We start from the raw sequence: 12,705 nt of genomic DNA, 5'->3' as shown, positions 1-12,705 counted from the left end.
GGCTCCCAGTAGACGACTGGGTTGATAGGCCGGATATGGAAGCCCTGTGAGGGGTGGAGTTGACCGGTACTAATAGGCCGAGGGCTTGTCCTCAGTTGCTCGCGTCCACTGTGTTGTTCTGAAACAACGACCCGCCCGAATCTTTTTGTCGGGTGTGCGGTGACAGTTTCATAGTGTTTCGGTGGTCATAGCGTGAGGGAAACGCCCGGTTACATTCCGAACCCGGAAGCTAAGCCTTACAGCGCCGATGGTACTGCAGGGGGGACCCTGTGGGAGAGTAGGACGCCGCCGAACAATTCTTCAGAAGAACCCCCATCCGGGATCCGGATGGGGGTTCTTCGCGTTTCCGGGCCCAACGGGCCCAACGGGCCCAACGAGGCTTACGGGCTGACAGGCCGGCCGCGGGTGGGCCGAAAAAATCTCGGCCGGCCGTGTCGAGAACCCGTGCCCGGCACCGTCCCCGGGGTGAACGCGGCCAGAATGGGTCGCACCGAGCTCCGAGGAGACGACGATGGCCAAGTATCTGCTGCTGAAGCACTACCGGGGGGCCCCGGACGCGGTCAACTGCGTGCCGATGGACCAGTGGACGCCGGAGGAGGTCACGGCGCACATCACCTACATGCAGGACTTCGCGGACCGGCTGGAGAAGACCGGCGAGTTCGTCGACGGTCAGGCGCTCGCACCCGAGGGGACGTGGGTCCGGTACGACGGCGAGGGGCGTCCGCCGGTCACCGACGGTCCGTTCGCGGAGACCAAGGACCTCATCGCCGGCTGGATGGTGATCGACGTCGACAGCTACGAGCGCGCCGTCGAGCTGGCCGGGGAGCTGTCGGCCGCGCCCGGGGCCGGGGGGAAGCCGATCCACGAGTGGCTGGAACTGCGCCCGTTCCTCGCCATGCCGCCGACCATCACGGAGTGACCTGCCCGATGAACGAGGCCCTGTTGAGGAGCCTCACGCCGAGCGTCATCGGTGTCCTCGTCCGCCGCGGAGCGGATTTCGCGGCGGCCGAGGACGCCGTGCAGGAGGCGCTGGTCGAGGCGGTTCGGGTCTGGCCCGCCGGGCAGCCGCGCGACCCCAAGGGCTGGCTGGTCACCGTGGCCTGGCGCAAGTTCCTGGACGCGGCCCGGTCGGATGCCGCCCGGCGCCGTCGGGAGGACCTGGTCGAGCAGGAGCCGGGGCCGGGACCCGCGGCCGGTGCGGACGACACGCTCCAGCTCTACTTCCTGTGCGCCCACCCCTTGTTGACGCCCTCTTCGGCCGTCGCGCTGACCCTGCGTGCGGTGGGCGGGCTGACCACCCGCCAGATCGCCCGGGCCTACCTGGTGCCCGAGGCGACGATGGCGCAGCGGATCAGCCGGGCCAAGCGCGCCGTCTCCGGCGTCCGGTTCGATCAGGCCGGGGACGTCGCCACCGTGCTCCGGGTGCTCTACCTGGTCTTCAACGAGGGCTACTCCGGCGATGTCGACCTCGCGGCCGAGGCGATCCGGCTCACCCGGCAGCTCGCGGCGGTGATCGATCACCCCGAGGTGGCGGGGTTGCTGGCCCTGATGCTGCTGCACCACGCCCGGCGGGCCGGCCGGACCGGGCCCGACGGTGCGCTGGTGCCGCTGGCCGAGCAGGACCGCGCCCGCTGGGACACCGGACTGATCGCCGAGGGCATCGGGATCCTGCACAGGGCCCTGGCCCGGGACCGGCTGGGCGAGTTCCAGGCCCAGGCTGCCGTCGCGGCGCTGCACGCCGACGCCCCCACCGCCGAGGAGACGGACTGGGTGCAGATCGTCGAGTGGTACGACGAGCTCGTCCGGCTGACCGCCAGTCCGGTGGTGCGGCTCAACCGCGCGGTGGCGGTCGGTGAGGCCGACGGTCCGCGCGCCGGGCTGGCGGAGCTCGCCGAGCTGGACGACGCGCTGCCCCGGTACACGGCGGTGGCGGCGTACCTCCACGAGCGCGACGGGGACGCGGCGACGGCGGCGCGGCTGTACGCGGAGGCGGCGCTCAAGGCGTCCAACCTCGCCGAGCGCGAGCACCTGACCCGTCAGGCGGCCCGACTCAACGCGTGGTTGAGGGGGCGGACCCAGGAGTGACGGGGCGTCGGAACAGCCCGAGCGGCATCCGGAGGGCAGCGGCTCAGAGCCGGCCGGCGGCCTTCAGCGCCAGGTAGGTGTCGGCCAGGGCCGGGGCGATCCGGGCCGGCGGGGCGTCCAGGACGGTGACGCCGTGGCGGGTGAGGCGCTCGGCGGTGGCCCGGCGGTCGGCGCGGGTCTGTTCGGCGGCCGCCGCGCCGTAGACCGCGTCCAGGGTGCCCCGCCCGGCGGCGAGGACCTCCAGCTGCGGGTCGGCGACGGAGGCGAGGACGACCTCGTGGCGCTTGGTGAGCATGGGCAGCAGCGGGCGCAGCCCGTCCTCGACGGGGGCCGCGTCGAGGCCGGTGAGCAGCACGATCAGCGAGCGCTGGGGGGCCATCTTGAGTGCGGTGGCCACCAGTGAGCGCATGTCGGTCTCGTGCAGGGCGGGTTCCAGCCCGGCCATCGCGTTGGTGAAGGCGGGCAGTACCTCGTGGGCCGAGCTGCCGGCCACGGTGACGCGCTTGCGGGAGTCGTGGGCGAGCAGGTCGACCCGGTCGCCGGCCCGGGTGGCGAGGGCGGTGAGCAGCAGCGCGGCGTCGAGGGCGGCGTCCAGGCGGGGTGCGTCGCCGACCCGGCCGGCCGAGGTGCGGCCGGTGTCGAGGACGACGAGGATGTGCCGGTCGCGTTCGGGGCGCCAGGTGCGGACGGCGACGGTGTTCCGGCGGGCGCTGGCGCGCCAGTCGATGGAGCGGACGTCGTCGCCGGGCAGGTACTCGCGCAGGGAGTCGAACTCGGTGCCCTGGCCGCGGGTCAGTACCGAGGTGCGGCCGTCGAGTTCGCGCAGCCGGGCGAGCCGGGAGGGCAGGTGCTTGCGGCTGGCGAACGGGGGCAGTGCGCGGACCGTCCAGGGGACGAGGTGCGAGCCCTGGCGGCCGGCCAGGCCGAGCGGGCCGAGCGAGCGGACCGTCACCCGGTGGGCGTGGTGGTCGCCGCGGCGGGTGGGGGTGAGCACGGTGGTGATCCGTCGCCGCTCGCCGCCGGGGAGGGTCAGGGCGTGCCGGGAGGCGGCCTCGGCGGTGCCGGGGCGCCAGGCGGACGGGGCCCAGGCGTCGCGGACCAGGCCGCGGAGCAGTCGGCCGGACGGGTTGGTGACGGTCAGTTCGACCGTGGCGGGCTCGCCGAGCCGCACGGTGGTGTCGCCGCTCCGTCCGAGCCGCAGGCCGCGGACCGGGGCGGCGAGCACCAGGTCGACCGCGACGGCGACCAGCACCGCACCGGTGACCAGGCCGATCCCGGTCCAGGACGGCAGCAGCAGGCCCACGACGAGCGCGCCGAGTGCGGCGAGCAGGGCGGTTCGCCCGGTGAGGGCCATGCGGTGCGCTCCTTCGGAAGCCCGTGAGTCGGTGGCCCGTGGGCCGGTAGCCCGTGGGCCGGAGGGCCGGAAACGGGTGTGGTGCGGTGGGGTGCGGGACGGCGTGCCGCGGTGGGGTGTGCCCGGGTCAGCGGGGTGCGGGCGTCTGGGCGAGGACGGCCTGGATGACGGAGTCGGCGGTGACGCCCTCCATCTCGGCCTCGGCGCGCAGCGCGACCCGGTGCCGCAGGGTGGGCAGGGCGAGCGCCTTGACGTCGTCCGGGGTGACGTAGTCGCGGCCGGCCAGCCAGGCCCAGGCGCGGGAGGCGGCGAGCAGGGCGGTGGCACCGCGCGGGGAGACGCCGATCGACAGCGACGGGGACTGCCGGGTGGCCCGGCAGAGGTCGACGATGTAGGCGAGGATCTCGGGGGAGACGGTCAGCTTGGCGATCTGCTCGCGGGCGGCGACCAGGTGCTCGGGCCCGGCGACCGGGCGGACGCCGGCCGCGCGGAGGTCCCGGGGGTCGAAGCCGGCGGCGTGCCGGGAGAGCACCTGGAACTCCTGGTCGCGGTCGGGCAGCGGCAGGATCAGCTTGAGCAGGAAGCGGTCCAGCTGGGCCTCGGGCAGCGGGTAGGTGCCCTCGTACTCGACCGGGTTCTGGGTGGCGGCGACCAGGAACGGGACGGGCAGGGCGCGCGGTTCGCCGTCCACCGTGACCTGGCGCTCCTCCATGGCCTCCAGCAGGGCGGCCTGGGTCTTCGGAGGGGTGCGGTTGATCTCGTCGGCGAGCAGCAGGTTGGTGAAGACCGGGCCGGGCTGGAAGGAGAACTCGGCGGTGCGGGCGTCGTAGACGAGCGAGCCGGTGACGTCGCCGGGCATCAGGTCGGGGGTGAACTGGATGCGCTTGGTCCCCAGGCTGAGCGCGGTGGACAGGGTGCGCACCAGCAGGGTCTTGGCGACGCCGGGGACGCCCTCCAGCAGCACGTGGCCGCCGCAGAGCAGGGCGACGACCAGGCCCGTGACGGCGGCGTCCTGGCCGACCACGGCCTTGCCGATCTCGGCGCGCAGGGCGGTCAGCGCGGTGCGCGGGTCGGTGGCGGGGGTAGCGGGTGCCGTGCCGGGGACGGAGCGGAGCTGGGCGGTTGCCTGGTCGGTCACGGGTTCCGTACCTGCCTTTCGAGGGCGTCGAGGTCGTCGGCGAGCCGCAGCAGTGCGGCGTCGTCGGTCGGGGGCGGGCCGTACAGCAGGGCCCGGACGTCCCCGGCGGGCCGGGCGGGCAGCCGGTCGGCCACGGCGACGCAGAGCGCGTCGGAGTCGGGTGCGCCGGCCCGGAGCGGGACGCCCAGGGCGGGGGCGAGGCGGTGGGCGGTGGCGCCGCGCAGCGCCTCGGCGGCGCGGCCGCGGGCCCTGGCCCGCCGGTACAGGCGGGCGCGGCCCTCGGTGGTCTCGGCGGCGCGGACCACCACGGGCAGGTTCTCGCTGACGACCGGGCCGAGCCGGCGCCCGCGCCAGAGGGCGGCGAGCACGGCGGCGACGGCGAGCTGGTAGCCGGCCCAGTGCCAGCCGCTCGGCAGGAAGTCACCGAAGGTCTTGGTGCGGGCTTCCTCGGGGAGCGGGGCGGAGTAGTCGGGCAGGTGCCAGGTGAGGCGGGGCTGCGAGCCGAGCAGGCCGAGGGCGAGGGAGGCGTCGCCGTCCTTGGTCAGTTCGCCGTTGTGCAGGAAGGTTCCGCTGCCGAGCACGATGACGTCGCGGTCGCCGTCGCCGACCGGGAGGCCGACCAGCGGGTAGCCGTGGCCGCGGGAGTAGCAGCCCTCGCCGCGGCTGCCGCTGGTGTAGAGCATGCCGCCCTGCTGGGCGCTGCCGGCCCGGACGGCCTCGGTGAGCGTGCAGTCCGCGGGGGTGGAACGGACGGAGGCGTAGGCCGGTCCGCCCGCGTCGTCGGACAGCCGGATGCCGGGGGCGAGCGCGGTGAGCGCGGCCGGGCCGGGGGCGACCAGGACCAGCCGCCGGTGCCGGGCGGCGGCGACGGCGCGCAGCTGGGCGGGGCCGAGCAGGTCGGGTTCGGGCAGCACGAGGGTGTCCGGTCCGGCCGGGGTGGTGGTCGGGTCGGTGCTGAACTCGGCCTTGATGCCCTGGCGTTCGAGCAGGGCGACGACGGCGTGGGCGCCGTCGCGGTCGTACGAGCGCGGGTCCAGCGGCGGGTAGCGGCGGTCCTGGTCGAGGGCGGACACGGCGGCGGCGCCGATCAGCAGGGCGGCGAGGACGGCCAGGTACCAGCGGGCCCGGCGCCACAGGCCGCGCGTGGTGGGGGTGAGGCTGGTCGGGGCGCCGGGTGCCTCGGTGCCGGGCGGGGGCGTGGGGACGGTACCGGTCATGCCGCTCCTCCCGGGGTCGGGGCCGGGACGGCGGCACCGGCGGTGTCGGGCGCGAGGACCGGGCGGGTGCGCTCCAGGCTCCGGTCGAGCTCGTGCAGCAGCCGGTAGGCGTCCTGGTCGGCGGTGCGCTCGCCGTACGCGATGTCGTCGAAGGTCCGGGCGGCCGCGGCCAGTGCGGCGGCGTGCTCGGGCAGCGCCCGGCCGGCCTCGGTGGCGGCCTCGTCGGCGGTGCGGCCGGGGCGGATGTCGAGCAGGGTGCGCTCCTCCAGGCTGCGCACCAGGGCGCGCATCTGCTCGCGGACGGCTTCGGTCCAGCGTCCGGCGGCGGCGTGCCCGGCGGCGTCCGCCCGGTACTGGTCGGCGCTGCGCGGGCCCTCGGCGCCGTACACGTCCGGGACGGTGCGGGCGGCGCGGCGGGGTGCGCCGAGGCGCCACCAGAGCGCGGCGCCGATCAGCACCGCGACGATCAGGAAGAGGATCAGTCCGGTGGTGCCGGTGGTGCCGTCGCCGGAGATGCTGTCGAGCGCTCTGGCGATGTGGTCGTAGATCCAGTCCGTGATCCGCTGCAGCACGGACGGGTCGTGCCTGTGGTACTCCGCGTCGAGCAGTTCGTCGCGGGCGGCCTCGCGCGCCGGGTCACGCGGCACGGTGACCGGTGCGCCGCCCGCGGCGAGCAGCCCTTCCCCCCAGTTCGGCATCCGGCTCAGCGCCTCGCTGACGTCGGGTGGCCCGGGCCGCCGCCCCAGCCGGTGCCGCCGTGCTCGGGCAGGCCGGCCGCGCGGGCGAGCTCGATGTCCAGGGCCTCGCGGCGGATCCGCTGGTCGATGTAGACCAGCACGCCGACGGCGGCGATGAACGGGGTGGTGAAGGTGCCGGCGATGATCCCGGCGACCGCCAGCAGGAGCAGCATGGCGACGCCCTGGTCGGCGCTGTCGGGCAGGCCCTGGCGGCCGAGCTTCTCGAAGCCCAGCAGCAGGCCGATGAACTGGGCCGGGACCACGACGACCATCGCGACGACGAACGCCAGCACGTAGCCCAGCACGGTGATGCCGAGGACCCGCCACCAGGCGCCGCGGACCAGGCGCCACGAGCGCGACAGCGCCGTCAGCACGCCCTGCTTCTCCAGCATCAGGGCCGGGGCGGCGAGGCTGAAGCGGATCCACAGCCAGACGGCGACCGGCAGGGTCAGCAGACCGACCAGGCTCAGCAGGCCGGTGACGGCGGCGGAGCCCTGGCCGGCGAGGCCGTACCCGGCCATGGGGGCGAAGCCGAGCAGGATCACACCGGGGCCCATCAGGGCGGTGAGCAGGGTCAGCCCGAGCAACTGGAGCAGCCGGGGGCGGGCGTCGCGCCAGGCCTCCCCGGCGGTCACCGACCGGCCGAGGACGGCTCGGCTGACCACGATGGTGAGCAGCGCGGTGGCGAACACGTTGAGCAGCAGCTCCAGCGGCAGCCCGGCCAGCAGCCGCAGGGTCTGGGTGGACTCGCCGGTCTTCCCCTTGACCAGCAGGTTGACCACGACGGAGCCGGCCTGGGAGAGCACGGCGAGGCCGAGCGAGAGCGCGAGCACGGTGCGCCAGTGCCGGCGGACGGTGGTGACGGCACCGTCCAGCAGCTCGCCGAAGCTCAGCGGGCGCAGCGGGATGACGCCCGGCTTGGGGCTCGCCGGGGCGCCCCAGCCGTACGGGCGGTGGCCGCCGGGAGGCTGCTGCCCCCACTGCTGCCCCCACTGCTGTCCCCACTGCTCTCCGGGCCGGGGGGCGCCGGCCGGGCCGGGGCGGCCGGCGGTGTCCTGCGGTGGTGCCGACGGCCCGGGCACGGCGGCGGGCGCGTCGGCCGGGGGCCGGGCGTCGTCGCGGGGCGGCTCGGACGAGCTGGGCGAGGCCCAGCCCGGGGTGTCGGTCATCACTGCTCCTCGGAGGGCGTCACGGGCGCGACTGCGAACGGATCTTCCGCCCGCGCGCAGCGCCCATCGTGCCATGGGGCCGGAAACCGGCCCCATGGCGATCCGGTTGCTGATCGGCAACGGTCCTCGGCGGCGGGCCGGGCGGTGGTCCGCAGCGGGTCCGCGGTGGGTCCGGAGGGGGTCGGGAGGCGTTCCCGGCGGGCGCATTCGCCCGGTATGGCCGGAATGCACCGGTGAGGGAGTTGGCCGTTCTGGAGCATTGGCACTGCTGTGCGGCAGGTCACAATCCGGTAATGAGAAGATGGACGCATGAAGGGACGCGTCCTCGTCGTTGATGACGACTCCGCACTGGCCGAGATGCTCGGCATCGTGCTGCGGGGTGAGGGTTTTGAGCCGTTTTTCGTCGCGGATGGGGACAGGGCGCTAGCGGCGTTCCGGGAGACCAAGCCGGACCTGGTCCTGCTGGACCTGATGCTGCCCGGTCGGGACGGCATCGACGTGTGCCGGCAGATCCGGGCGGAGTCGGGCATCCCGATCGTGATGCTGACCGCGAAGACCGACACGGTCGACGTGGTGGTGGGTCTGGAGTCCGGCGCCGACGACTACGTCACCAAGCCGTTCAAGCCCAAGGAGCTGGTGGCCCGGGTGCGTGCGCGGCTGCGCCGCGCCGAGGAGCCCACGCCCGAGCAGCTGACCATCGGCGACCTGGTGATCGACGTGGCCGGCCACTCGGTGAAGCGGGACGGCCGGGGCATCCCGCTGACCCCGCTGGAGTTCGACCTGCTGGTCGCGCTGGCCCGCAAGCCCTGGCAGGTGTTCACCCGCGAGGTGCTGCTGGAGCAGGTCTGGGGCTACCGCCACGCGGCGGACACCCGCCTGGTCAACGTCCATGTGCAGCGCCTGCGTTCCAAGATCGAGAAGGACCCGGAGCGCCCCGAGATCGTGGTGACCGTCCGCGGCGTCGGCTACAAGGCCGGACCCAGCTGACGTGACGGACCGGGCAGACGACACCCTGTCGGGTTCCGCGGCCGACGGGGCCGGTGCCGTGCGCGGCGACGTGCTGAGTTCGACCACCCGCCGCCGGCGAGGCCCTTCCGCCGTGGTCGCGCTGGTCAAGCGTCAGCTGCGCCGCCCCGTGCACCGGGTGGCCACGCTCTACCGCCGGTCGATCCAGCTGCGCGTGGTCGCGGTGTCCCTGCTCGCGTCCATCGCGGTCGTCCTGGTGCTGGGTGTGGTCGTGGTGGCGCAGGTGCGCACCGGCCTGCTCGACACCAAGATGGACGCCGCCCGCGCGCAGGCCCGGATCGGCTTCCAGGTCGAGCAGAAGAAGATCGACGAGGCCCGGGACCAGAAGCTGCGGGGCACCGCCGACCCGACCGTCGACGAGACCGGCACCTGGCTGCTGCGGCAGGTCAACGACCTGGCCGGGAGCGGGCAGACCGTCTACTCGGTGATCGCCATGGCCCCCGGCACCGGCGCCGTCGTCCCCGACACCGCCGGCTTCGCGCCGCGCTACTCGGGCGACATCCAGCCGATCAGCATCCCGGACGCCCTGCGGGCCAAGCTCGCCTCCGAGCCCGGCCAGATGTTCGACCAGCCGACCCGGATCCACCGCTCGCCCGAGAGCGGCGGGAAGTCCGAGCCCGGGCTGGCCCTCGGCATGCAGTTCGTCGGTCCGGCCGCGGCCGGGAACAGCTACCAGATGTTCTACGTGTTCTCCTTCGGCCAGGAGACCGACACCCTCAACCTGGTCACCGGCACCCTGGCGACCGCCGGGGTGTTCGTGGTGATCCTCATGGGCGGCATCGCCTGGGTCGTGGTGCGCCAGGTGGTCACCCCGGTCCGGATGGCCGCCGGGATCTCCGAGCGGCTCGCCGACGGCCACCTGGAAGAGCGGATGAAGGTCACCGGGACGGACGACATCGCCCGCCTCGGCGAGTCCTTCAACCGGATGGCCAACGCCCTCCAGGCGCAGATCCGGCAGCTGGAGGAGCTGTCCCGGGTGCAGCGGCGGTTCGTCTCGGACGTCTCGCACGAGCTGCGCACCCCGCTGACCACGGTCCGGATGGCCGCCGACCTCATCTACGACAGCCGCGAGGACCTGGACCCGATGGCGGCCCGCTCGGCGGAGCTGCTCCAGGGCCAGCTGGACCGCTTCGAGTCGCTGCTCGCCGACCTGCTGGAGATCAGCCGCTTCGACGCCGGCGCCGCGATCCTGGACGCCGAGCCGGTCGACCTGCGCGAGATCGTCGCCCGGGTGGTCGAGGCCGCCGAGCCGCTCGCCGAGGCCAAGGGCAGCGCCGTGGTGATCCGCGGCGACGGCGAGCCGGTGCTGGCCGAGGTGGACTCCCGACGGATCGAGCGCATCCTGCGCAACCTGGTGGTCAACGCCCTGGAGCACGGCGAGGGCCGTGACGTGGTGGTCCGGCTGGGCTCCGCGGACGGCGCGGTCGCGGTCGGCGTGCGCGACTACGGCATCGGACTCAAGCCGGGCGAGGCGTCCCGGGTGTTCCACCGTTTCTGGCGGGCCGACCCGTCCCGGGTGCGGACCACCGGCGGCACCGGTCTCGGCCTGTCCATCGCCGTCGAGGACGCCCACCTGCACGGCGGCTGGCTCCAGGCCTGGGGCGAGCCCGGCGGCGGCTCGCACTTCCGGCTCACCCTGCCGCGCACCCGCGGCGGCGAGATCACCCGTGCGCCGTTCCGGCTGGAGCCGGAGGACTCCCGCAACAACCGGGGCCTGGGCGCGCAGGGCACGCCGTACCGGCGGGCGATCAGCCCGTCCGGGGCGACGGCGACGGCCGCGGTCGAGGACCAGGCGGAGACGCCGGAGGCCGTGGGCAGCAGCCTCGGCAGCGGGCTCGGCGGGGTGCTGAACATCGGCCCCGGGCTGGGCCGGAGCCGACTGCCGGAGGGGCCGCGCGCGGACCCCTCGGGCGTGTGGACGGCCGCCGGGTACGGGGCCACCGGCGCCCAGGTCATGGTGGACCCGACGCCCGGACGGCCGTCGGTGGCACAGCGGACGGCGGAGCCGGACGTGACGGGCGGGACGACGGACGCGGAGGGGTCGCAGCGTGCGAGGGACGAGCAACAGGACTGAGCCGAGGCTCCTCGCGGCGGTCGGCACGCTGGTCGGCGCCCTGGTGGCGAGCGGCTGCGCGACCATGCCGGATTCCGGCGGCATCGCCCGGGTGGAGCTGCCCCAGGGGTCGGCCGACAAGAACCTGCAGGCCCGGGTCTACCCGGTGGCACCCGGCCGGGGCGCCAAGCCGCGCGAGCTGCTGACCGGGTTCCTGGACGCGGTGACCGCCGACGAGGGGTACGACACCGCGCGCAAGTACCTCACCGAGAGCGCCGCCGCGGAGTGGAAGCCCGAGGCGGAGATCCGGGTGCTCTCGTCCACGACCATCCCGGGCGGCCAGGACGTCACCGACGCGGACACCACGGTCTCGGTGCCGGTGAGCGGGCAGTTGGTCGCCACCGTCGACGAGAAGCACTCGTACCAGCTGGTCGCCGGGCAGAACAACGTCTCCTCCGACTTCACCTTCGTCCGGGAGAAGGACGAGTGGCGGATCGACAAGCTGCCGACCGGCGTGATCATGAACGAGACCAACTTCCGGAACAGCTTCCGGCAGGTCGCGCGGTTCTTCTACACCGCGCCCGACCCGTCGGCGGTGGCCTCCGGGAACGTCGGCCAGGAGGTGCTGGTCGCCGACCCGGTCTACCTGCGGCGCCGGATAGACCCGCTGGCCACGGCGGCCCAGGCGGTGGCCGACGGGCCCTCGACCTGGCTCTCGCCGGTGGTCCGGACGGCGTTCCCGAGCGGCGTCAGGGTCGAGCGGGTGACCATCGACGACGGCAGGGTCGCCCACCTGCAGATCGGCGGGGTCGACCTCGGCGAGCCGATGGCCTGCCGGCGGATGGCGACCCAGTTCTTCTACACCCTCGCCGACCAGGGCAAGGGCCAGGTCGAGCGGCTGGAGCTGAAGGGGCCGCACGGTTCCTGCACCGTCGGCCGCGGCGACGAACCGCCCACCGGCCCCGGTGCGCTGGCCGGGCCGACGCCCGGGAAGCAGTACTACCAGCGTGCCGACGGCGCCCTGGTGGCGACCGACGAGGGGGGCCCCGGAGATCCGGTCCGCGGCGTCCTCGGCAAGCCGCAGTCGAACACCAAGCCGCCGCTCGGCGCCGTCGCGGTCGGCCGCAGCGGCACCCAGGTCGCGGCGATCAGCGAGGACGGCCACCAGGTCTACTCGGTGCCGCTGTCGGACAGCGCGGTGACCATGGGCGAACCGGTGCTCAGCTCTCCGGCCAAGGGCGGCGACAAGGAGGACGGCTTCGCCTCGCCCACCTGGGACGGCCGCGGCGACCTCTGGGTGGTGGACCGCAACAAGCAGGCCCCGCGGGTGGTGATGGTGCGCGGCGCCAAGTCGTACACCGTGCCGGTCGAGGGGCTGACCGGGCAGACCGTGCAGTCGCTGAAGATCTCCTCGGACGGCGTCCGGGTCGCCCTGGTGGCCAGGACCCCGGGCTCGGCCGTCCGCTCGCTGTGGTTCGGGCTGGTGGTGCACGACGGCACCCCGCAGGCGCCGACCGTGAAGATCACCGGGCTGCGCCGGGCCGCCCCCACGCTCACCGACGTCGCCTCGGTGTCCTGGGCGGAGACCGACCAGCTGCTCGTGCTCGGCAAGGAGGCCGACCGGACCCAGCAGCTGTACTTCATCAGCACCGACGGCTCGCAGAGCACGGACACCCAGCTGCAGAGCGCCGAGAGCATGACGACCGTCGCGGCCTCGGAGTCCCGGGGGGACAGCCTGACCCAGGCACCGCCGGTGCTCGCGATGGGCGAGGTCAAGCAGGCGGACGGCAAGCCGAGCGAGATCAAGGCCTTCCGCCTGGTCAACCACCAGTGGCGGGAAGCCTCGCTGATCGACAAGCCCCGGTCCTTCCTCTACGCGGGCTGACGGCGCGTCCGGGCGGGCCGACGGGCCTTCCCGGGGGCCCG

The 12,705-nt window shown here is 74.3% G+C and carries 10 protein-coding genes and 2 rRNA genes; 7 read left to right on the top strand and 5 right to left on the bottom strand.

Going from position 1 to position 12,705, the window contains the following annotated elements; genetic code table 11:
- The 4 genes from ACZ6EM_RS18865 to ACZ6EM_RS18850 all read left to right on the top strand — a co-directional run.
- Positions 1 to 93: ribosomal RNA gene (locus ACZ6EM_RS18865) — 23S ribosomal RNA — on the top strand; the annotation flags it as partial.
- A gap of 84 nt (positions 94 to 177) precedes the next feature.
- Positions 178 to 294 (top strand): 5S ribosomal RNA (gene rrf / locus ACZ6EM_RS18860).
- A 217-nt stretch (positions 295 to 511) separates the two neighbouring features.
- Positions 512 to 919: a YciI family protein gene (locus ACZ6EM_RS18855; RefSeq protein WP_359908576.1), complete on the top strand. Its 408-nt coding sequence runs from the start codon at positions 512 to 514 to the stop codon at positions 917 to 919.
- A gap of 8 nt (positions 920 to 927) precedes the next feature.
- Positions 928 to 2,085: an RNA polymerase sigma factor gene (locus ACZ6EM_RS18850; RefSeq protein ID WP_465772790.1), complete on the top strand. Its 1,158-nt coding sequence runs from the start codon at positions 928 to 930 to the stop codon at positions 2,083 to 2,085.
- A gap of 43 nt (positions 2,086 to 2,128) precedes the next feature.
- On the opposite strand, the gene ACZ6EM_RS18845 is transcribed toward ACZ6EM_RS18850, so the two are convergent.
- The 5 genes from ACZ6EM_RS18845 to ACZ6EM_RS18825 form a co-directional block, all read right to left on the bottom strand.
- Positions 2,129 to 3,439: a DUF58 domain-containing protein gene (locus tag ACZ6EM_RS18845; RefSeq protein ID WP_380548144.1), complete on the bottom strand. Its 1,311-nt coding sequence runs from the start codon at positions 3,437 to 3,439 to the stop codon at positions 2,129 to 2,131.
- 127 nt (positions 3,440 to 3,566) lie between these two features.
- A complete protein-coding gene (locus ACZ6EM_RS18840) occupies positions 3,567 to 4,577 on the bottom strand; it encodes an AAA family ATPase (RefSeq protein WP_380358103.1) in 1,011 nt (336 codons plus the stop codon).
- A complete protein-coding gene (locus tag ACZ6EM_RS18835; RefSeq protein ID WP_401049994.1) occupies positions 4,574 to 5,794 on the bottom strand; it encodes a DUF4350 domain-containing protein in 1,221 nt (406 codons plus the stop codon). The genes ACZ6EM_RS18840 and ACZ6EM_RS18835 overlap by 4 nt, the downstream gene beginning before the upstream one ends.
- Positions 5,791 to 6,492, bottom strand: a complete 702-nt coding sequence (locus ACZ6EM_RS18830; RefSeq protein WP_465772789.1) for a DUF4129 domain-containing protein — start codon at positions 6,490 to 6,492, stop codon at positions 5,791 to 5,793. Before ACZ6EM_RS18830 ends, ACZ6EM_RS18835 begins: the two co-directional genes overlap by 4 nt.
- Positions 6,493 to 6,497: 5 nt before the next feature.
- Complete coding sequence (locus ACZ6EM_RS18825) at positions 6,498 to 7,700, bottom strand: DUF7847 domain-containing protein (protein ID WP_465772788.1); 1,203 nt, start codon at positions 7,698 to 7,700, stop codon at positions 6,498 to 6,500.
- 309 nt (positions 7,701 to 8,009) lie between these two features.
- On the opposite strand from ACZ6EM_RS18825, the gene mtrA reads away from it, so the two are divergent.
- From mtrA to ACZ6EM_RS18810, 3 genes are read left to right on the top strand one after another with little or no spacing between them, the layout of a single operon-like run.
- A complete protein-coding gene (gene mtrA, locus ACZ6EM_RS18820) occupies positions 8,010 to 8,687 on the top strand; it encodes an MtrAB system response regulator MtrA (RefSeq protein WP_030247322.1) in 678 nt (225 codons plus the stop codon).
- Between the two features lies 1 nt (position 8,688).
- On the top strand, positions 8,689 to 10,800 hold the full coding sequence (gene mtrB / locus ACZ6EM_RS18815; RefSeq protein ID WP_465772787.1) for an MtrAB system histidine kinase MtrB: 2,112 nt from the start codon (positions 8,689 to 8,691) through the stop codon (positions 10,798 to 10,800).
- Positions 10,775 to 12,664, top strand: a complete 1,890-nt coding sequence (locus tag ACZ6EM_RS18810) for an LpqB family beta-propeller domain-containing protein (RefSeq protein WP_401051687.1) — start codon at positions 10,775 to 10,777, stop codon at positions 12,662 to 12,664. The genes mtrB and ACZ6EM_RS18810 overlap by 26 nt, the downstream gene beginning before the upstream one ends.
- The last annotated feature ends 41 nt before the right edge of the window (positions 12,665 to 12,705 follow it).

This window comes from Kitasatospora sp. NPDC041917 (assembly GCF_055589745.1).
Note: the sequence above shows the minus strand (reverse complement) of the source record. Positions and strands in the feature narration are given on the sequence as shown.